Below are 19,602 nucleotides of genomic sequence, written 5' to 3'. Positions count from 1 at the left end.
ACTTTATAACACATTATGATAGACTATAGACAAGGAAAAGCTTCAGCACATTTTATGTGTCGGGCACTAGTCCCACTGCCTATGCAGTGGGGCTTTTTAGTACATCGGGAAAATTAAGATATTTTAATGTGGAAGGATGTTCATGATGATATTAACGCAACGAGAAGCAGATACATTGCGCGAAATAGAAAAGGCTTTCATAAACCCGACCAGCATCCGGCTACCGGAACGACGGGAAACTAAATTATACCCGTTATGGTATGAAAGAGACGGCCGTCGAAAAGATGATATGACCATCTCCGCTTTTCGGGGCAAAAAAAATCCCAAGAAAGTATCTTTTCGTCTGCTCTATGCGCAGGGTATAATATTGGTAAGGATTGATACACAAGACCCTACCTCACATACGAATCCTGATGGGACGAGAATCGAAGCATTAGAGCCCCATATCCATATATACAAAGAAGGGCACGGAGACAAATTCGCGTATCCTCTGCCGAATGAGTTTAATCATACCGACGATATCATCGGCTTGTTTATGGACTTCTTGGCCTATTCAAACGTAATCAATAAAGATCAAGTACATCTTGCAGAACCGGAGGTGCTTTTTGATGGATACTAATTTCGACTGGATTTCCGAATATTACCAATGGATAAAGAAGAACTTATCTGCCCGGAATTTGAAAAATGGCTGGACAGAAATAGGGACGCCGTTCATGGACCGCCATAATGACGGCCTGGTAATCTATGCAAAACGGGACGGTAACGCTATCACCTTATCCGATGACGGGTACATCATTAACGACTTGCTTGCTGACGGAGTCTCTCTGCGCGGTTCTAAACGAGCCGTCATTTTAGATCAACTTCTTTTTTCTTATGGCGTCGAAAATCAAAACAATGAGATGATTATGCACACAGACACGAAAAACTATGCTGCCAGTATGCACATGTTCATCCAAGCCATGCTTACCGTCAACGATATGTTTATGCTGAACAACACCACCGTAAAAACAATCTTCTTGGATGACGTGGCCGATTACTTTGACCAACAGCAGCTTATTTACACGCCCAACTTTCTAGCCAAAGGAAGCACGGGACTGGAATTCAATTTCAACTTTCAGATTGCCGGGAGAACCTCAGAAATACTTATCAATTCCTTCAATTCAATCAATCGAGGCAACTTAGCCGCCTTCCTGTTCGATTGGCTGGACATACGGGATGAGCGGCAAAAGAGCGCCCGTAAAAAGGTAACGGGATTGGCCATCATCAACGATGAAAAAGGCGTCGATAAAAAATACCTGGATGCCTTACTCGCCAAGGGGACCGATTATATTCTTTTTTCAGAACGCCTAAAGCCTGAAAACATAAAAAAATTATCGGCAGCCTGACAACTCCTGATGTATTCAGCATATCCTGAAGGCAAAAATAGTTGGCTAAAAAGTTAAGTCGTCGCTTCCATGGATTTCACCCTGTATATATTTTTCCCTGAAATTCACACCAAAAACTCACACCAAACAAAACAAGCGGTTCCACATTTCTGTGAAACCGCTTGTTTCTTTGGTGCGCCTAGAAGGATTCGAACCTTCGCACCCGGTTCCGGAGACCGGTGCTCTATCCCCTGAGCTATAGGCGCATGAATAAATGTGCTCTAAAGAGCACTTATTTATAATACCATATTCATAAGGTCGATGCAAGGTTTTCTTATGGCAAGGACCTTTCTTGGCAGGGATGTCGCCTGCCGGCAGCCGAATACGAAAAACTGCCCGATATAATGATAAAAACGAACTCCCCGGCAATCACAGTCTGCTGCAACCGCGAAAAGTTCGTATCGATTCAAGTTGGTGACCCAGTAGGGATTCGAACCCTAGACCCACAGCTTAGAAGGCTGTTGCTCTATCCAGCTGAGCTACTGAGTCAATAAAAAATGGAGCGGGTGATGGGAATCGAACCCACATAACCAGCTTGGAAGGCTGGCGCTCTACCACTGAGCTACACCCGCATCTTCGTATGGTCGGAGCAGCAGGATTTGAACCTGCGACCCCCTGGTCCCAAGCCAGGTGCGCTACCAAACTGCGCTATGCCCCGCCAACAAAAAATATTATACAAGATATAGCATAACTTGTCAACGTTTTTCTTCTCCTGCCACAAAGGACAGGCATTGCCAACCGTCCTCATAACGAGTACAATAAAGGTAGTCTTTTACGTAGGAGGTAATGTTTCATGCCAAGCGCAATGAGTATTCACTTTGAATCGGACCATCCCTTTATCGCCGTTCCCCTCGAAGGGGAAACGATTCAGGACCTTCAGATCCGAATGGCCAAGATTGTAGAAAACCCTTATGATATGATGGCCTTTGATGCCGGTTATTTTAACGGTGCCGTCAATTTATCCCAGCTTTGGAACGCCTTGCTGTACATCGCCCGCGAAGCCGCCAATCCGTCGGTCCTCTTTTCCTGTGACAAGAGCAAGCTCCCGGAAATGTACCAGACCGACCGCGATTACGGATCGATCCTGCGCTTTGCCATCCGCTCGTCCCTCATCGACGCCGTCAAGATTGAAGGCAGCCTCGACGACGACAACCTGGAAGACATTGCCGGTCAGGCCGTGGATCTCGGCTGTGTACCAATCATCGTCATCCGCGGCGAAAAAGGGGCTAAAGCAGCCGATCTCGTCGCCATGATGGAAAAGCGCTGGGATCTCGAAGCCGTGACCTTTGAACTCGTCGTCCCTGTCGCATCAGAAGCCGATATCGACGAATTGAAAGCCGCCGCCAAGACCTTTAAAGAAAAGCACCACGACGCCGTCGTCATCCCCCATCCCACGGGCCCCATCGCCAAAGAAGCCCTGCTGAAGGGCGACACCTTCGGCGCTTCCATCCTCTACGCCGGTGACGAAGAAGGTGAATTGCCGCCTGCTGCGGACGTTCAGGCCCTCATTCACCCCGAAGGGTAATGGGGATAACAACGCTCCCCGCTACGCCTTTTCAAGGCCAAGGAGAACATCCCTTTCTTATGAAAACACAGATCAACCAGCCATCCTGACCGAGGGCTGGTTTTTTCGTTGGCCATTCATAAAGCCTGCTCCGAAAAAGTTCCCTGCCTTCCGGCCTTTCCCCTGTCCTATCAAAAATCATTCCGCCAGTATTTTTATGGCGCAGAGGCCTCATTCTCCCTCGTGATTTTCTAATTTTTTGACCGTTTCCTCTTCCCAATTGAAGTATTTTTCGATAAAACAGGTAAGATACACATCTATATACTCCTTTCAGTTCTTCGCGGTGGTTGAGCTAACTGGTAGTGTTGGATATGTCTTATTTTATATAAAACAAGGGGTCTTGTGAACCGGAGTGTCCACCAGACCCCAACATTTATTATAGAACCAAAAAAGGCCACCGCCGGAAACTTCCGGTGATGACCTTTTGATAGACCGTGACTTACTGCAAGTTTTTCGTCAATAACTGATTGACGACGCCCGGGTTAGCCCGGCCTTTCGTTTCTTTCATGATCTGACCGACGAGGAAGCCGATGGCTTTCTTCTTGCCGGCTTTGTAGTCTGCTACCGACTGGGGATTGGCAGCGATGACTTTCTTCACCAATTCTTCAAGGGCTCCGGTGTCAGTAATCTGGACCAGTCCCTGTTCTTTGACGACGTCGTCAGCCGATTTGCCCGACGTCCACATTTCCGGAAGGACTTTCTTAGCGATCTTACCGGAAATCGTGCCTTTGGCAATGAGCTTCAAGAGGCCTGCCAAGGATTCCGGTGCGACGGGAGATTCCGTAATGCCAATGCCTTCTTCGTTCAGCTTCTTGGCAAATTCACCGAGCATCCAGTTGGCCGCTTCTTTGGCGTCGACGCCTTCTTTTACGACGGTTTCAAAGTAGTCAGCCGTCTGTTTTTCAAGGGTCAACAGGTTGGCATCATATTCGGAGAGTCCCAATTCGTCCTGGAAGCGCTGGCAGCGAGCGTCCGGCATTTCCGGCAGTTCTTTGCGGACTTCTTCGATATATTCCGGCGAGACTTCGATAGGAATGAGGTCCGGTTCCGGGAAGTAGCGGTAATCGCTGTCCCCTTCTTTGACACGCTGGAGGATGGTTACGCCCTTGGCTTCATCCCAGCCGCGGGTTGCCTGCTGGATCGTGCCGCCTTCTTCGAGGATCTGTGCCTGACGGACGGCTTCGTATTCAATCCCCTTCTGAACGGCGCTGAAGGAGTTGATGTTTTTGATTTCCGTCTTCGTGCCGAGGGTCGTCGAACCGACGGGACGGATGGAGATATTGGCGTCACAGCGCATACTGCCTTCTTCTAAGCGGCAGTCCGATACGCCGAGGTACTGCATGATGGAGCGCAGTTTTTCAAGGTATGCCCGCGCTTCGGCACCGCTTCTAAGTTCCGGTTCACCGACGATTTCAAGGAGGGGCACGCCCGTACGGTTATAGTCGACGCGGCTCGAGTCGGAGGTGGCAATGGTGCTGCCGCTGTGGACGAGCTTGCCTGCGTCTTCTTCCATGTGGATACGGGTCAAATGGATGCGGCGCTGTTTGCCGTCTACGTCGATGTCGATGTAGCCGCCTTTGCAGATGGGAAGATCGAACTGAGACGTCTGGAAGTTTTTCGGTAAATCGGGATAGTAGTAGTTCTTGCGGTCAAATTTGCTGAAGGGCAAAATGTCGCAGTGAAGAGCAAGCCCTGCCTTTACGGCATAGTGCAGGACTTCTTTATTTAATACGGGCAGGACGCCGGGCAGGCCTAAGCAGACCGGGCAGACGTGGGTATTCGGTTCAGCGCCGAATTCCGTGCTGCAGCCGCAGAAGATTTTCGTTTTCGTTTTTAATTCGACATGGACTTCCAAGCCGATAACGGATTCATATTTCATTAAAGTTCAACCTCCCCCATGGGCGACGGCATGCGAAGATCCGTCCGATTCTGTTCAAACGTATAGGCCGCACGGAGCAGTGTCGCTTCGCCTAAGGCCTTGCCGATGAGCTGCATGCCGATGGGCAGGTCGTCTTTGTAGCCGCAGGGAATGCTGATGCCCGGAAGGCCGGCTAAGTTCAAGGGAACGGTGCAGACGTCGCCGAGGTACATCGCCAGGGGATCGCCGCTGTTCTGGCCGATCTTGAAGGCCGTATCCGGTGCCGTCGGCGTCAAGAGGATATCGCATTTCTTGAGGGCTTCATCGAAGTCCTGTTTCATCAGGGTACGGACTTTCATGGCCTGCAGGTAGTAGGCGTCGTAGTAACCGGAGCTCAGGACGTAGGTCCCGAGGAGGATACGGCGCTTGACTTCGTCGCCAAAGCCTTCCGTACGGGTCTTGATGTACATGTCGACGATGTCTTTGCCGTCGACGCGCATGCCAAAGCCGACGCCGTCGTAACGGGCCAGGTTGGAGCTGGCTTCGGCCGGGGCGATGATGTAGTAGGCAGCGATGCCGTACTTCATGTTGGGCATGCTGATGGGAACGATTTCAGCGCCCAGTTTCTTATACGTATCCATGGCGTCGTCGAGGGCCTTGCGGGACGCAGCGTCCAGGCCTTCCCCGAAGAATTCTTCGGGGATGCCGATTTTAAGGCCCTTGACGTCGTTTACCAGAGCCTGTTTATAATCTTGTTTTTCCTGCGGAATCGAGGTCGAGTCCTTGGGATCGTGGCCGGCAATGGCGTTTAAGACGATGGCGCAGTCTTCGACGTCGTTAGTCAGCGTGCCGATCTGGTCGAGGGAGGACGCGTAGGCGATGAGGCCGTAACGAGAGACGAGGCCGTACGTCGGTTTGAGGCCGACGACGCCGCAGTACGCGGCGGGCTGACGGACCGATCCGCCCGTATCAGAGCCGAGGGCCCAAACGGCAGAACCGGAAGCGACGGCTGCTGCCGAACCGCCGGACGAACCGCCGGGGACGCAGTCGAGGTTCCACGGGTTGTGCGTTTCATGGAAGGCCGAGTTTTCCGTCGAGCTGCCCATGGCAAATTCGTCCATGTTGGCCTTGCCTAAGCTGATATAGTCGGAAGCGGCCAATTTTTCAATGACCGTTGCATTATACGGGGCTTTGAAGTGTTCAAGGATCTTCGAAGCACACGTTGCCTGCTGGCCTTCGATGCAGATGTTGTCCTTAATGGCACCGGGAATCCCGGCGAGGTCGGCAATCGTTTCGCCGGCGGCGATTTTTTCATCGACGGCGGCGGCTCCTTTGAGGGCGCCTTCGCGGCTGTCCGATAAGAAGGCCCGTACCTTCGGTTCTACAGTATCTTTATGAGCAAGAAAAGCCTTTGTCACTTCGACGGCAGAGACGTCGCGGCGGACGAGCTTTTCATGCAGTTCGTGAATGGTTAACATACATCGGCCTCCTATTAATCCTGAATGACTTTCGGAACTTTGAAGCAGCCTTCGTCTTGTTCCGGCGCATTTTGAAGCGCTTTTTCATTAGAGATCGACGGCCGGGGCACGTCATCGCGCATGACGTTGGACATGGCCACAGCATGGGCCGTCGGCTTGACACCGGTCACGTCGACCTGACCTAAGAGATCCATGTACGATAAGATGTCGTTCAGCTGTTTCCCGACCGTTTCGATCTGGTCGTCTTTGACTTCCAGTCGGGACAACAGTGCGATTTTCTTTATTTCTTCGGCACTGATTTTCATACTGACACTCCTTGCAGAAAAATTTGGCATTGACAAATCGAAAGACTTTGTCAACATTCACACATATACAATTTAATCACCTTTTGCTGTATTTTGCAAGCGCAGGCACGGCAGCCGCCGGCGTCCTTCTTCCGGACAAGGAAAAAGGCGCCTGACTGGACAAGCGCCAAAGGCTTGGAAAAAGAGCACTCCCTGTATCCTTACCGCACCATCATGTCGCGGATGGTCACATCGGGATGGTGGTACTGATCCTGGGGCAAAACGGTCTTCCCGTGGACGGTCACGGCCTGATGAGGGCACCAGTGCAGGCAGGCCAGGCAACGGCTGCAGCGCGGCCCGATGACGGCACCCGAAGAGGTACTTTGGATGTTGTCGACGGGACAGATTTTCGTACAGATCCCGCAGGACACGCATTGTTTCGGATCGACCGACGGCGTCAGCCAATAGTTGCCAAAGCTCCGCAGAGGGCCGAAATTCATGACGTCGGCCGCAAAAGAGCCCGTAACCTCTGAGGCATCGCGGACTTGGCGGCGAATATCGTCGGCACAGTCATGGAGGACATCGTCGGCCCGATCGAGGCGGTTCATATCGTAGCGGATATGACGGCGCGAGGCGACGGTGCTGTTGGCAATCATGGGCAGGACCAAGCCATAGGCCAGGTCGCAGCCCCTCTTTTTAAGCAGTCGGGACAGGGTCCTGAGGGTCCGCCCTCCCGTTCCGCCGCAGGTGGCGATGCCAAAGAAATAGGTCCCCTTATCGAGGGGCGCCTTGGCGATAAAATTCCGCACCGGTTCCGGCACGTCGCCGAAATAGACGGGAAAGACAATCCCGAACCTTCGATGGGGCAAGTGTTCAGGCTGGCCCATGATGTCTGCCAGCGGCAGGGCCCTGTCGCCGGTCAGTTCAGCCAGTTTTTTCGCTGCATATAAGGAATTGCCCGTTCCTGAAAAATATCCAATCATAAAGTCCACCTCAAAGACAACTGCCTCTTTTCGAAGAAGACAGTCGATAATTTATATCTATTATAGCATGAAGGGCCTTTTCTGTCTTGATGGGCTTTATATTATATGTATCCCCGTTCGCAGAGACTGACGAAGATGCCGTCACCGATGATGATGTGGTCCAAGACGGGGATTTCCATGATCTGACCGGCTTCGACGATGCGCCGGGTAATGCGGATGTCGTCCTTACTCGGCTCGGGATTTCCCGACGGATGATTATGGACTAAGATGACGGCTGCCGCATTGTATCGCAAGGCATAGCGAAAGACGTCGCGCCCCTTAGCGAGGCTGGCATCGATGGTGCCGATGGTCAGGGTGCGGTAGGTAATGAGCTGATTTTTCGTCGATAAGTAGACGGCACCGAACTGTTCCTGCGGCAGAAAACGCAGGTCTTCCATGACGTAACCGGCTACGGCATCAGGCGTGCTGAAATCAGGAGCCGTGCGCAGGGCCTGCTGGCGGGAAATGCGCCGGCCGAGTTCGATGGCCGCGCAGACCGTGACCGCTTTTTCTTCGCCGATGCCGCGGATATGGCAGAGATCGTCGACGCTGGCATTACTCAGGTAACAGAGATTTTCACCGGGCAGAGAGCGGATGACCTGCCGCGATACGTGAAGTACCGAGTGGCCCTTAGTCCCTGTCCGCAGCAAGATGGCCAAAAGATCTTGGTCGGTCACTGCCGCCGGACCGTGGCGGATAAATTTCTCTCGCGGTTTCTCACAAACGGCGAGTTCCCTCACCGGCGTATTCATACATGGACCTTGGCCTTATGAAAGAGCTTGCAGACCTGAGACAGAGGCAGTCCGACGACGTTGGTATAGGAGCCGTTGATCTTATCAACAAAGGCGGCTGCCCGTCCCTGGATGCCGTAAGCGCCGGCCTTATCGAGGGGTTCCCCGGAGGCGATATAAGCCTTGATTTCCTTATCCGTCAAATGGCGGAACCAAACTTTCGTTTCGACGACCTTGGTAAATTCCTTCTTGTCGTTGATCAAGGCGATGCCCGTATAGACGGAATGCTTCTTGCCCGACAGTTCGCGCAGCATTTCCATGGCCGCCGTCCCGTTTTTCGGCTTGCCCATCATGACGCCGTCGAGGGCGACGATGGTATCGGCGCCGAGGACCCACTGGCCCGGGAACTTTTGGGCGACGTCGCGGGCCTTGCCGAGGGCCTGGTCCTGGACGTACTTCTGAGGATCTTTCTTCTTCGGTGATTCTTCATGATAAGAACTCGGGTTGACCATGTAGGCCACGCCGATCTGGGTCAACAGTTCGCGGCGGCGCGGCGAACCAGAGGCTAAAATAAGCATGTAATCCCTCCTGTAAGTTACTGAATATGGCGAAAGAGCACACCGGCTAAGAGAATGCCGATGACACTCAGTAAATTCGGTGCCAGATGGATGCCAAACTGCAATTCCATGAGATAAAGATTGAGGTGAATCTGCTGGATGTTCAAGATTTCATAATGCTGTGTCAATGCCGGCAAAACGCCCTGCAGGGCCGGGACGGCGTATAAGGCTTCGCCTACGATACCGCCGAGGATGCCGCCGGCAATGAGAAAGATAAATAAGGACAGCCAACTATGCGAGCCAAGATTTTTCATGCTTCCCCTCCATTATATACACCATGCGAAGAAAGGGCTGCCCCCTCTCAGGAAATTCTAATCCTTCCGGAGAAAGACAACCCTTTATCATCGGCGTTATTGATTTTTCTGTTTCTGCATCTTAGCCCACGTGTCGCGGAGGCCGACGATGCGGTTGACGACCATGTGATCTGCCGTCGTATCGGGATCGATGACGAAATAACCCTGGCGCAGGAACTGGAACTTGTCGCCGGCCTTATAGTCAGCCAGGGCCTTTTCGGCCTTACTGTGGTAGACGACGAGGCTGTCGGGATTGATCTGGTCGAGGAAATCCTTGGAATCGCCGTCATCCTGGCGAAGGAGGGAATCGTAGACCCTGGTTTCGACGTCGACGGCATCTTCGGCATTGACCCAATGGAGGGTCCCTTTTACCTTGCGGTCGGCGTTGGCACCGCTGCCGCTCTTACTTTCAGGGTCGTAGGTGCAGCGCAGTTCGACGATGTTGCCATTTTCGTCTTTGACGACTTCTTCGCATTTGATGATGTAGGCATATTTCAAGCGAACTTCCTTGCCCGGAGCCAGGCGGAAGAATTTCTTGACCGGTTCTTCCATGAAGTCGCCCCGTTCGATGTATAAATGCTTGCTGAAGGTCATGTCGCGCGTGCCCATGGCTTCATTTTCCTGGTTGTTGTCGGCCTTCATCGTTTCCGTCTGGCCGTCGGGATAGTTGGTCAGGACGACTTTGATCGGGTCGATGACGGTCATCAGGCGCGGCGCCTTCATTTTGAGGTCTTCGCGGATGCAGTATTCGAGGAGGGCCATTTCGACCATGTTGTCGGCTTTGGCGACGCCGATGCGTTCACAGAAGTCGCGGATGGCTTCCGGCGTATAGCCCCGGCGGCGAATGCCGGAAATGGTCGGCATACGGGGATCGTCCCAGCCGCTGACGATGCCCTTTTCGACGAGGGTCCGCAGTTTGCGCTTACTGGTAATCATATTGGTGACGTTGAGGCGGGCAAATTCGATCTGCCGAGGCTTCTGTCCTTCCGGATCTTCCCAGTCTTCGAGGACCCAGTTATAGAGCGGACGATGGGCTTCAAATTCGAGGGTACAGATGGAATGGGTGATCCGTTCAATGGCGTCCGATACGGGATGAGCCAGGTCGTACATAGGATAGATGCACCACTTGCTGCCCGTCCGATGATGGTCGGCGTGGACGATGCGGTAGAGAATGGGGTCGCGCATATTGAGGTTGGGGCTGGCCATATCGATCTTAGCACGGAGGACCTTTTCACCGTCGGCGTACTTGCCGTCCTTCATTTCTTCAAAGAGCTTCAAGTTTTCTTCGACGCTGCGGTTACGATACGGACTTTCCTTCCCCGGTTCGTTGAAGGTGCCGCGGTAGGCGCGGATTTCGTCACCCGATAAGTCATCGACGTAGGCCTTGCCGAGGGTGATCAGCTTTTTGGCGTATTCATAGAGCTTATCGAAGTAGTCCGAGGCATAGAACATGCGGTCGTCCCAGTCAAAGCCCAGCCACTTTACGTCGCGCTTGATGGAATCGACGTACTCCGTATTTTCCTTGGACGGATTGGTATCGTCAAAACGAAGGTTGGTCAGACCGCCGTATTTCTTGGCGATGCCGAAGTTCAGGCAAATCGATTTCGCATGGCCCAGGTGGAGATAGCCGTTCGGTTCCGGCGGGAAACGGGTGTGTACTCGTTTGCCGTATGTATTTTTCTCGTTGTCTTCATCGATAATGGTTTCAATAAAATTTTTGGTCGTTTCGTTATCCATCGATGTGTCTCCCCTTTTATCTATGTATGAATGCTTGTTCAGTATTTAATTATACCTTGTATACCCTTGTCTTTGCAACTCATATACCCTATAAGAATACGCGTCTCCCGACAAGGAATGGCCTTCTCCCCGCCACCGCAACCGTTCCCGCCATCCTCCTCAAAGGAAGTTTGGACAGTCCCAAAGGGGCATGATATAATCTAATTTATAAAAATATAAAGGAGTCGATGCTGCAATGATAAAAAAATTAGTCACCTTTGAGGACCTCGGTTTCGTCCAATGGGGCGTCCTCGATGAATCGGAAAAAGCCGTCTACGGGGCCATTCCATTAGAAGAAGCCTTCTTTACGCCCCTTCCGGAAACGCTCTTAGAATTCATCCGCCAGGGAAACGACGGCATCTTAGCCTTAGCCGATGCCCTCGAACAGAACGAAAAGACCGGCGCCGTCAAGGCTAAACCTCTCGACACGGTCCGCATCATGGCCCCCATTCCCCATATGGAACGGAACGTCTTCTGCATCGGCAAAAACTACGCCGACCACATCGCCGAATTCGATAAGACGGCCCTGCCCGACAAACCGAAGTATCCGGTCATCTTCACCAAGGCCACGTCGGCCGTCATCGGCCCGGACGACCCTATCGAACCCCATAAAAACGTAACCGAACAGGTCGACTACGAAGGGGAACTGGCCGTCGTCATCGGCAAAGAAGGGTCTGACATCCCCATCAGCGAAGCCATGAATCACGTCTACGGCTTTACGATTTTGAACGACGTAACGGCCCGGGACCTCCAGGCCAACCACGGCCAGTGGTTCCACGGCAAGAGCCTCGATACCTTCTGCCCCATGGGCCCCTACGTTCTCCTGCGCGATGCTGCCCCTGAAACCTTTGACATCATCACCAAGGTCAACGGCGAAGTCCGCCAGGACGGTTCGACAGGCGAATTCATCTTCACCATCCCCGAACTGATCCACACCATTTCCCAGGGGACGACCCTCTTCCCGGGCGACGTCATCGCAACGGGCACGCCGAGCGGCGTCGGCGTCGGCTTCAATCCGCCCCGCTTCCTCCATTCCGGCGACACCGTCGAAATCACGATTCCCGCCATCGGCACCTTGAAGAACAAAGTAAAATAAGGCTCAAAGCAATAACCTTGCACACAACAAAGGAGCTGCGAAGAAATGATCACTCATTTCTCCGCAGCTCCTTTTGGTAGTGGTATCTCAAACGGGAAGGCCCTTACGACGGGTTTTCTTCCTGTTTCTGAAGCACACTGTGTTTACGGCCATAGACGAAGTAGATCAGCCAGCCAAGGATCGTCCAGCCCGAAAACAGCATCAGCGTATGCGGCGACAGTTCAAAGAAGATGAATGCGCAGCAGATGAAGCCTAAAGGTGCAATGATGTGGACAGCGGGGCAGCGGAATCCGCGCGGATGATTCGGATAGATGCGGCGCAGAACCAAGATGCCGACGCTGGAGCACAAGAAGGCGAAGATCGTACCGGCGCTGCACGTTTCAGCGACGATATGGATCGGCGTGAAGCCCGTAATGCAGGCAACGATGACACCGATGACGATCTGAATGATGTACGGCGTCTGGAACTTGGGATGAACCTTGTAGAGGCTCATGGGCATGAGGCCGTCACGACTCATGGAGTAGAGGGCACGGCTCTGGGCGAAGAGCATGCCCAGGACAACCGTCGACAGGCCGCAGATAGCGCCGGTGCCGACGATGGCCGACCCGAGGTGAAGGCCGATGTACTCCAGAACAAACGATGCCGGTGCTGCCGTATCCAGCATGGGATACGGGACGACGCCGGTCATGGTCGCACAAACGGCGATGTAGAGGACCGTACAGATAGCCAGAGCCGAGATGATGCCGATCGGCATATCCCGTTTCGGATTCTTCGTTTCTTCGGCAGCCGTCGACAAGGCGTCGAAGCCGAGGTAAGCGAAGAACAGGACGGCGGTCCCGGCGAAGACACCGTGGACGCCATAGGGCAGGAAGGGTTCCCAATTCATCGGTTCGATATGGGGGCCTGCCAGGAAGAGGAACAAGAAAATCGTTCCGATTTTAACGTAGACCAAAATGCGGTTGACGTGCGCACTTTCGCGGACGCCGACGACGAGCAGCGCCGTCGCCAATGCAACGATGAGCACAGCCGGTAAGTTAATGATGCCTCCATCTGCCGGAACGGCCGTCAAGGCCTTGGGAAGGTCGATGCCCATGGAATGCAGGATCCCGACGAAGTAGGCCGACCAGCCGCCAGCAACGGCGCTGGCACCGACAGAATATTCCAAAATCAAACTCCAACCGACCCACCATCCGAAGATTTCACCGAGCGATGCATAGGCGTAGGTATAGGAGCTGCCTGATACAGGCAAAAACGAAGCTAATTCAGAATAGGCCAAACACACAAACGCACATGTGACGGCTGCAAATACGAAGGATAACATCAGGCCAGGGCCAGCGTATTTTGCAGCGCCGATACCGGTCAGAACAAAGATCCCCGTACCAATAATGATGCCCAGACCCATCATGGTGATGTCGAAGGCTCCTAAAGCCTTGTTCAACTTCTTTTCTTTCGTATGGGCCAGCAAATCATCGAAGGATTTACGGCGTAAAATGTCCATAAGCTCATCCCCTGTCTGTTATTTCGCTGTCACACCGTTAGACGAAGAGGAGAAAATGCTTTTCCAGATAAAGCCGATGACGAACCCGGCGATGGTAAAGCATACCCAGCCCATCCCCAACGAGTGGAGCGGTACCATAGTAGCAAAAATAGTATCAATCTGTCCAAGCGAGAATTCAGCAGTCTGAAGTCCCGTAACGATAGCCGGAATCAAGGTCAGGCCGATAGTCCATGCATAGACGCACTGCCGTCCGCCAAAGGCGTTGTGCAGGAAAGCCAAGATGATGATGGCAACGACGAGCGGATAGATGAACATCAGGACCGGAATAGCGGCGGTGATGATTGTCTTCAAACCGAACATGGCAACGAAGAAGGAAATGAGGGTAAAGATGACAACCCATTTCTTGTAACCGATTTTGATCAGTTCGTTGAAGTACGATGCGCACGACGTAATCAGGCCGATAGACGTCGAGAGACAAGCCAAGAGAACGATGACGGCCAAGATGACAGCACCGGCGTTGCCGAAGAGAATCATAGCACTCTTAGAAAGAACGGGAGCGCCCGTTTCCTGGATACCGAAAGCGGCGACGCTGTCGGCACCGATTTTAGCGACGAAGATGTACACGAAGCCCAAGCAGCCGACGGCGATAGCACCGGCTTTAAATACTTCTCTCGTAATGGCCGACGGCGTCGTTGCCCCGTCTTCCATGACGAATTCAATAACCAGGATGGCAAATACTAAGGAAGCGATGGCGTCCATCGTATTGTAACCGTCGAGGATCCCCTGAACGGCGGCGACGGTAGCCGTGCCGTAAGCGGCAATCGGTTCCTGCGGCGAGCCGAGAGGCGTAATGAAGGATTTTGCGATGAGCAGTAAAATAGCGATCAGCAGTGCCGGCGTCAAGATCTTGCCGATGCGGTCGACCAGTTTCTGCGGCGAAATGGATAACCATAACGAAATGAGGAAGAATAAAACCAAGAAGCCGGTCATGATGGCTTCACTGCCGCCACTCTGCAAGAACGGACGAACGGCGATTTCATAAGAAACGCTGCCCGTACGGGGAATGGCGAAGAACGGCCCAATGGTCAGATAACTGATGACCGTAAAGAAGAGGCCGTAAGCCGGATGGACGCGGCCAGCCAGTTCCTGCAGGTTCTTACAGCCTGAGTAACCCATGGCCAGGACACCGGCCAAAGGCAAGCCGACACCGGTGACGACGAAGCCCAGGACAGCCCACCAGACGTTGACGCCGGCAGCCTGACCCATGGCAGCCGGAAAGATCAGGTTCCCGGCCCCGAAAAACAGCGCGAACAGCATAAGCCCTATGGCTACCGTTCTGTTTCCCTTATTTTCTCCCATAATAACACTCCTCCTAACAATTAATCGTGTCAATAAATAATAAGGACGCTGAATCGATTAAATTAAATAATTTAATCTTGAATTTATTCTATCATAAAAAAGGAAAAAAATCACGAATTCATGTCAACTTTAATCTAATTCTAATAGACAAAGGTCCATCTTTTAATATTTTTTCGTTAATCATGTAAATTCGTTAGTTTTTCTTGTAAAATCTGTATAAACGATTTGTTATCCAAAGGAGAACGGACGGCTGTCCTTATATAGGACGGCGATAAACCGACGTAATTGGCACAGGAGCGGACTAAGATTCCCTCTTCACGAAGGGCGGATATGAGCGGTTCTGCCAAGGATCCGTCGACCAGGCGCCATAGGAGGAAGTTGACGCAGGGCCGCCAGACTTCGATGCCGGGCATATGGGTTAAGGCCTCATAGAGCCGATCGCGTTCCGCGGCGACGAGGCGACGCGACGCGTTTTGGTAGTCCCGGTCCCCTAAGGCGGCGACGCCGGCATACTGGGCCAGGACGTTGACGTTCCAATCGTCTTTATGGCCTTCCATGAGACTTCGCCGTAAGGGCGTCGTCACGCCAAAACCGAGGCGCAGCCCCGGCAGGGCATAAAATTTAGTCAGGGATCGAATGACGAACAGCGAATCCGTCTCCTGTGCCAGTTCTCGGACGGAATAAGCCTCTTCCGATGGGAGAAAATCGAGAAAAGACTCATCGACGAGAATGTCCGTCCCCTTGCGGGCCGCAAGATCCGTAAGGGCTTTCAGCTCATGAGCCGAGGCCAAAGTCCCTGTGGGATTATTGGGATTGCCGATAATGATGCAGTCGACGTGACCACAGGCAGAGCGCAGGGTTTCCCAGGGATAAGAAAAATCCCCTTCCGCCGACAAATGACAGTAGTCAATGACGGCTCCGCAGGCCCGTGCCGCCCGTTCGTACTCGCTGAAGGACGGCACGGGAATCAAGACCCGCCGGGGCCGAAACGTATGCATATAGAGATAAAAGAGTTCGGCTGCCCCATTTCCCAGGAGGAGAGAATCTTTGGAGACGCCGTACGTTCTTTCAAGGGCTTCCCGAAGGGCCGTCCCCTTGGGATCGGGATAGTGGACGACGGCGTCTATGTGAGCCGTCATGGCATCTCTCACATCCGGCGAGAGTCCCAGTGGATTGATGTTGGCACTGAAATCGAGCCAGGCCTTCCCCGGCGGCGGAGCCGCATAAATATTGCCGCCATGTTCAAATCGTTTAAGCACTGCCTATCACCTCCTTTCCATAAAAATGCCGCCCTCTTGGAGACGGACCGTATCGACGTAGGTCCAGTCGGGAAAGGCAGCCGTCAAGGGGCGGACGATGTCCGCTCGGACGTCAAGGCCCTCCCCTTCGGTAAAAAAGACACCGGCAACGGTCCCGCTATGGGCCGTATTGACACCGACGACACAGGGCTTTTGGAGGGCCCTTTCGACGAAGGCCGGAAAGTCCGGCTTTTCGAGGAGAGCCTGATTGGCCAGGGCGCTGTACGTCGCCGCCCGCCCCAGGTTCTCGGCCGTAAGTGGGTCCTGTAAGAGGGCCATGCCGGCCGCCATGGCCTTTGAATCGGGATGTCTTCGGCGCCGCCCCTTTTCGTGGAAGGCGACGGTATCGACGATGCCGCCGGAGTCAAAGACGGCGATGGAAAGCTTGGGAACCTGTGAAAATACGGCCTTGATGCGTCCCGTATCGGGCTCGATGACGGCCATGCCCCGACAAAAAATGCCGTCGGTCGGCTCGATAGAAGCGGCCAGGCGGCCAATCTCTTGTTCACGTAAGGGGCGTCCTAAAACGAAGCCGACGGCGGCCAGGACGGCGCAGATATCGGCTGAACTCGAGGCCATGCCCTTGCCTTCCGGGAGATCAGACGTAAGGTAAAAATCATAGGGCAGCTCGGATACCCGGCAGTAAGTCAGGGCCAGAGAAAAAGCGCGTTTCGCCTTGGCCCCGCCGCCGACAAGGCGTCCCGTCCCCGAACGGACCGTAACCGTACTGTAGCGGTCGATGGGACAGGTCACCAAAAAGGGCTCGCCCTGCCAATAGCCCTGCATGATTTCCCCGCAGGAACCGGGTACGCGGACGATCAGCTCCATAGGCCGTACCGTGCCCAGGACAAGAGGGCCGTCATGGCCCCTGCCAACAGGGACGCGCCGTACATCAGGCGGATGGTCTGTTTAATATGGATCGGTTCCAATTCGCGGCCGGCATCGCCCATGTATTCCCGGAAGGTATCTTTTCCGAAATAGCGATTGTGGCCGCCCAGGCGGATACCGAGGGCACCGGCCACGGTCGCTTCAGCGTAACCGCCATTGGGGCTGGGGTGCTTTTTCGCATCGCGGCCCATGATGTTCCAGGCCTGTTTGTAGTCATGGCCCAGGATGGCAGCGACGGCGATGAATAAGAGGCCGGTCAGTCTTGCCGGGATGTAGTTTAAGACGTCGTCGATGCGGGCAGCGACGCGGCCGAAGTAGAGGTAGCGGTCGTTCTTATAGCCGATCATGGAATCGAGGGTATTGGCCGCCCGATAGACGACGGCCAAAGGCAGCCCGCCGAGGGCGAAGAAAAATAAGGGCGATACGATGCCGTCGACGGTATTTTCGGCAATCGTTTCCACCGTCGCTCTCGTCACTTCCGGACTGTCGAGGTGCTTCGTGTCCCGGCCGACGATCTGGCCGACCTTGATGCGGGCCATGCGCAGGTGGTGGCGCAGGAGATAATTATATATATCCCGGCCGGCTTTGGCCAGGCTGTGAGGGCAGATCATAAAGGACAAGATAAGGCCCTGGATGGCGTAATTCACCCCTTGGTGAGGAAGAAATTCCAAGATCAGGACGATGGCCAGGGTCAGATTATAGAAAAATAACAAGGTGATGAAAACCAAGAGACCGCCTAAGATGAAATGCTCCCACTTCGATGATTTTTCATTGTAAAAGAGTCTTTCGAGCATGCTGATAAAGGACCCCATCAAGGCGACGGGATGAAGCGTCGTCCGCGGGTCGCCGATGATAAAATCGATAATGAATGCCGTGATGACCGTAATCATCGTATCCCCTCCTCTATGATGCGCTGCAGGCGTGGCATGTCGAGGGATTCTCTCACGACGGCAGCCAAGCGATCGTACTTTTCTTCTTTTTCCTGTCGGTAGTGCAGGGAAACGGGAAGATCCTGCCAGCCTTTGCGGCGGCGCAGGACGTTCAGGAACCGGCACCGGAAGTCATCGTTGTCAAAGATGCCGTGAATGTAAGTTCCCCAGGCCAGGCCATCAGCCCGGGCCGCACCGACCGTTACTTGGCAGGGCGCTTTCGAGCGGCTGGTTACGATAAAGGGATGGGCATCGCTGCCATCAACGTCGGTCCGTCCCATATGGATTTCGTAGCCCGTAAGCGTCCCGGCGTCGATAGACTCGCCCAAAAAGGGCAGGCTCCGGCATTCGGCCGTCACCTGAAAGGTCAGCTTCTCCGGGCTGAAAGTCGTCGTCCCCTGAAGGATGTGAAGGCCTTCGACGGATCCTAAGTCGGATTCGCTCCCGTCGGGATCGACGACGGCATCGCCCATCATCTGGTAGCCGCCGCAGATGCCGACGACCGGTTTTCCCTGCTCCATGAAGGCCACAAGCGCCTGATCCCAGCCGTGTTCTTTCAGGAACAATAAGTCTTCCGTCGTATTCTTGCTGCCCGGCAGGATGACGGCGTCGGCACCGTGAAGTTCGTCAGGTCGACTGATATAATAGAGATTGGTATCTTCTTCCCGCGACAGGCTGTCGAAGTCGGTGAAATTGGAAATCTTGGGAACTTTCACAACGGCGATGTTTACCGTATCGGCCAGCGGCCCGCTTCCCTTGTCCTCCAAGGACACGGAATCTTCGTCGTCGATGCCGAGGTCGCCGATATAGGGAATGACGCCTAAGACGGGCTTTCCCGTCTTTTTTTCTAAGAACTCGACAGCCGGCGTAAAGAGGGAGACGTCGCCGCGGAATTTATTGATGATGAGGCCTTTGACGTGAGCCCGTTCTTCTTCATCGAGGAGTTCCAAGGTGCCCACCAGTGCCGCCAGGGACCCGCCGCGGTCGATATCGGCTACTAAGAGGACCGGTGCGCCCAGGTATTTGGCGACGCGCATATTGACGATGTCATGATCTTTTAAGTTAATCTCGGCGGGACTTCCGGCGCCTTCGATGACCAAGGTGTCGTAGGCCTTGTCGAGACGTTTTAGAGCCGCCTTTACGGCGTCAAAGGCTTTTATGGCATAGCCCTTGTGGTATTCCCGGGCCGACATATTGCCTACGGGCCGGCCGTCAATGATGACCTGGGAGCAGGCATTTCCCGTCGGCTTCAAGAGGACGGGGTTCATGTCGACCATGGGAAGGAGGCCTGCCGCCTCGGCTTGGGCGACCTGGGCCCGGCCCATTTCCAGCCCGTCGGCGGTTACATAAGAATTGAGGGCCATATTCTGGGCCTTAAAGGGAACGACGCGCTGTCCCTCTTGTAAAAAAATACGGCACAAGGCCGTCGTAAGGATGCTCTTGCCGACATGGGAACTCGTCCCCTGCAGCATGATATATTGTGCCAA

At 53.7% G+C, this 19,602-nt stretch carries 18 protein-coding genes and 4 tRNA genes; 4 read left to right on the top strand and 18 right to left on the bottom strand.

Annotated features, from left to right (window positions below; genetic code table 11):
• The first annotated feature begins 142 nt into the window (after nucleotides 1-142).
• Entirely contained in the window at nucleotides 143-619 is a 477-nt protein-coding gene (locus UCI88_RS05475) for a DUF6978 family protein (RefSeq protein WP_256179524.1), read from the top strand.
• Nucleotides 609-1,385, top strand: a complete 777-nt coding sequence (locus tag UCI88_RS05470) for a DUF1828 domain-containing protein (protein ID WP_044503900.1) — start codon at nucleotides 609-611, stop codon at nucleotides 1,383-1,385. Before UCI88_RS05475 ends, UCI88_RS05470 begins: the two co-directional genes overlap by 11 nt.
• 170 nt (nucleotides 1,386-1,555) lie before the next feature.
• Here UCI88_RS05470 and UCI88_RS05465 read toward each other — a convergent pair.
• The 4 genes from UCI88_RS05465 to UCI88_RS05450 form a co-directional block, all read right to left on the bottom strand.
• A tRNA-Arg gene (locus UCI88_RS05465) sits at nucleotides 1,556-1,630 on the bottom strand.
• A 206-nt stretch (nucleotides 1,631-1,836) separates the two neighbouring features.
• A tRNA-Arg gene (locus tag UCI88_RS05460) sits at nucleotides 1,837-1,913 on the bottom strand.
• A gap of 9 nt (nucleotides 1,914-1,922) precedes the next feature.
• Nucleotides 1,923-1,996: transfer RNA gene (locus tag UCI88_RS05455), tRNA-Gly, on the bottom strand.
• Nucleotides 1,997-2,005: 9 nt separating this feature from the next.
• Nucleotides 2,006-2,082 (bottom strand) — tRNA-Pro (locus UCI88_RS05450).
• A 135-nt stretch (nucleotides 2,083-2,217) separates the two neighbouring features.
• On the opposite strand from UCI88_RS05450, the gene UCI88_RS05445 reads away from it, so the two are divergent.
• The gene (locus tag UCI88_RS05445) at nucleotides 2,218-2,949 is read left to right on the top strand and encodes a type I 3-dehydroquinate dehydratase (RefSeq protein WP_256179525.1); all 732 of its coding nucleotides are present in this window, start codon (nucleotides 2,218-2,220) and stop codon (nucleotides 2,947-2,949) included.
• Nucleotides 2,950-3,427: 478 nt separating this feature from the next.
• Here the strand turns inward: UCI88_RS05445 and gatB are convergent, their stop codons facing one another.
• The 8 genes from gatB to UCI88_RS05405 form a co-directional block, all read right to left on the bottom strand.
• Nucleotides 3,428-4,867, bottom strand: coding sequence for an Asp-tRNA(Asn)/Glu-tRNA(Gln) amidotransferase subunit GatB (gene gatB, locus UCI88_RS05440; RefSeq protein ID WP_044503902.1), 1,440 nt, complete (start codon nucleotides 4,865-4,867; stop codon nucleotides 3,428-3,430).
• Entirely contained in the window at nucleotides 4,867-6,324 is a 1,458-nt protein-coding gene (gatA, locus tag UCI88_RS05435) for an Asp-tRNA(Asn)/Glu-tRNA(Gln) amidotransferase subunit GatA (protein WP_256179526.1), read from the bottom strand. The genes gatB and gatA overlap by 1 nt, the downstream gene beginning before the upstream one ends.
• A gap of 14 nt (nucleotides 6,325-6,338) precedes the next feature.
• Nucleotides 6,339-6,629 (bottom strand): Asp-tRNA(Asn)/Glu-tRNA(Gln) amidotransferase subunit GatC, encoded by a 291-nt coding sequence (gatC, locus tag UCI88_RS05430; RefSeq protein WP_044503904.1) that lies wholly within the window; start codon nucleotides 6,627-6,629, stop codon nucleotides 6,339-6,341.
• 200 nt (nucleotides 6,630-6,829) lie between these two features.
• Entirely contained in the window at nucleotides 6,830-7,591 is a 762-nt protein-coding gene (locus tag UCI88_RS05425) for an EFR1 family ferrodoxin (RefSeq protein ID WP_256179527.1), read from the bottom strand.
• A 101-nt stretch (nucleotides 7,592-7,692) separates the two neighbouring features.
• Nucleotides 7,693-8,382, bottom strand: a complete 690-nt coding sequence (gene radC / locus UCI88_RS05420) for a RadC family protein (protein WP_256179528.1) — start codon at nucleotides 8,380-8,382, stop codon at nucleotides 7,693-7,695.
• A complete protein-coding gene (locus UCI88_RS05415; protein ID WP_065360135.1) occupies nucleotides 8,379-8,939 on the bottom strand; it encodes a Maf family protein in 561 nt (186 codons plus the stop codon). Before UCI88_RS05415 ends, radC begins: the two co-directional genes overlap by 4 nt.
• A 17-nt stretch (nucleotides 8,940-8,956) precedes the next feature.
• Nucleotides 8,957-9,232, bottom strand: coding sequence for a DUF4321 domain-containing protein (locus tag UCI88_RS05410; RefSeq protein WP_044503908.1), 276 nt, complete (start codon nucleotides 9,230-9,232; stop codon nucleotides 8,957-8,959).
• A 96-nt stretch (nucleotides 9,233-9,328) separates the two neighbouring features.
• A complete protein-coding gene (locus UCI88_RS05405) occupies nucleotides 9,329-11,008 on the bottom strand; it encodes a glutamine--tRNA ligase/YqeY domain fusion protein (RefSeq protein WP_044503909.1) in 1,680 nt (559 codons plus the stop codon).
• A 235-nt stretch (nucleotides 11,009-11,243) separates the two neighbouring features.
• On the opposite strand from UCI88_RS05405, the gene UCI88_RS05400 reads away from it, so the two are divergent.
• On the top strand, nucleotides 11,244-12,143 hold the full coding sequence (locus tag UCI88_RS05400; protein ID WP_044503910.1) for a fumarylacetoacetate hydrolase family protein: 900 nt from the start codon (nucleotides 11,244-11,246) through the stop codon (nucleotides 12,141-12,143).
• 103 nt (nucleotides 12,144-12,246) lie between these two features.
• Here the strand turns inward: UCI88_RS05400 and UCI88_RS05395 are convergent, their stop codons facing one another.
• The 6 genes from UCI88_RS05395 to UCI88_RS05370 all read right to left on the bottom strand — a co-directional run bounded on the left by UCI88_RS05395 (nucleotide 12,247) and on the right by UCI88_RS05370 (nucleotide 19,602).
• Entirely contained in the window at nucleotides 12,247-13,641 is a 1,395-nt protein-coding gene (locus tag UCI88_RS05395; protein WP_044503911.1) for an amino acid permease, read from the bottom strand.
• Nucleotides 13,642-13,659: 18 nt separating this feature from the next.
• The gene (gene brnQ / locus UCI88_RS05390) at nucleotides 13,660-15,000 is read right to left on the bottom strand and encodes a branched-chain amino acid transport system II carrier protein (RefSeq protein WP_256179530.1); all 1,341 of its coding nucleotides are present in this window, start codon (nucleotides 14,998-15,000) and stop codon (nucleotides 13,660-13,662) included.
• A gap of 176 nt (nucleotides 15,001-15,176) precedes the next feature.
• A complete protein-coding gene (gene cobD, locus UCI88_RS05385; RefSeq protein ID WP_256179531.1) occupies nucleotides 15,177-16,259 on the bottom strand; it encodes a threonine-phosphate decarboxylase CobD in 1,083 nt (360 codons plus the stop codon).
• A 6-nt stretch (nucleotides 16,260-16,265) separates the two neighbouring features.
• A complete protein-coding gene (locus UCI88_RS05380) occupies nucleotides 16,266-17,126 on the bottom strand; it encodes a GHMP family kinase ATP-binding protein (RefSeq protein WP_044503914.1) in 861 nt (286 codons plus the stop codon).
• A complete protein-coding gene (gene cbiB / locus UCI88_RS05375; protein ID WP_044503915.1) occupies nucleotides 17,117-18,076 on the bottom strand; it encodes an adenosylcobinamide-phosphate synthase CbiB in 960 nt (319 codons plus the stop codon). The genes UCI88_RS05380 and cbiB overlap by 10 nt, the downstream gene beginning before the upstream one ends.
• Nucleotides 18,073-19,602, bottom strand: coding sequence for a cobyric acid synthase (locus UCI88_RS05370; protein ID WP_256179532.1), 1,530 nt, complete (start codon nucleotides 19,600-19,602; stop codon nucleotides 18,073-18,075). The genes cbiB and UCI88_RS05370 overlap by 4 nt, the downstream gene beginning before the upstream one ends.

This window comes from Megasphaera massiliensis (assembly GCF_036305205.1).
Lineage (GTDB): Bacteria > Bacillota > Negativicutes > Veillonellales > Megasphaeraceae > Megasphaera > Megasphaera massiliensis.
Note: the sequence above shows the minus strand (reverse complement) of the source record. Positions and strands in the feature narration are given on the sequence as shown.

Coding starts and splice junctions, on each gene's coding strand:
- UCI88_RS05475 (WP_256179524.1), top strand. CDS start 143: ATGATGATATTAACGCAACGAGAAGCAGATACATTGCGCGAAATAGAA.
- UCI88_RS05470 (WP_044503900.1), top strand. CDS start 609: ATGGATACTAATTTCGACTGGATTTCCGAATATTACCAATGGATAAAG.
- UCI88_RS05445 (WP_256179525.1), top strand. CDS start 2,218: ATGCCAAGCGCAATGAGTATTCACTTTGAATCGGACCATCCCTTTATC.
- gatB (WP_044503902.1), bottom strand. CDS start 4,867: ATGAAATATGAATCCGTTATCGGCTTGGAAGTCCATGTCGAATTAAAA.
- gatA (WP_256179526.1), bottom strand. CDS start 6,324: ATGTTAACCATTCACGAACTGCATGAAAAGCTCGTCCGCCGCGACGTC.
- gatC (WP_044503904.1), bottom strand. CDS start 6,629: ATGAAAATCAGTGCCGAAGAAATAAAGAAAATCGCACTGTTGTCCCGA.
- UCI88_RS05425 (WP_256179527.1), bottom strand. CDS start 7,591: ATGATTGGATATTTTTCAGGAACGGGCAATTCCTTATATGCAGCGAAA.
- radC (WP_256179528.1), bottom strand. CDS start 8,382: ATGAATACGCCGGTGAGGGAACTCGCCGTTTGTGAGAAACCGCGAGAG.
- UCI88_RS05415 (WP_065360135.1), bottom strand. CDS start 8,939: ATGCTTATTTTAGCCTCTGGTTCGCCGCGCCGCCGCGAACTGTTGACC.
- UCI88_RS05410 (WP_044503908.1), bottom strand. CDS start 9,232: ATGAAAAATCTTGGCTCGCATAGTTGGCTGTCCTTATTTATCTTTCTC.
- UCI88_RS05405 (WP_044503909.1), bottom strand. CDS start 11,008: ATGGATAACGAAACGACCAAAAATTTTATTGAAACCATTATCGATGAA.
- UCI88_RS05400 (WP_044503910.1), top strand. CDS start 11,244: ATGATAAAAAAATTAGTCACCTTTGAGGACCTCGGTTTCGTCCAATGG.
- UCI88_RS05395 (WP_044503911.1), bottom strand. CDS start 13,641: ATGGACATTTTACGCCGTAAATCCTTCGATGATTTGCTGGCCCATACG.
- brnQ (WP_256179530.1), bottom strand. CDS start 15,000: ATGGGAGAAAATAAGGGAAACAGAACGGTAGCCATAGGGCTTATGCTG.
- UCI88_RS05380 (WP_044503914.1), bottom strand. CDS start 17,126: ATGGAGCTGATCGTCCGCGTACCCGGTTCCTGCGGGGAAATCATGCAG.
- cbiB (WP_044503915.1), bottom strand. CDS start 18,076: ATGATTACGGTCATCACGGCATTCATTATCGATTTTATCATCGGCGAC.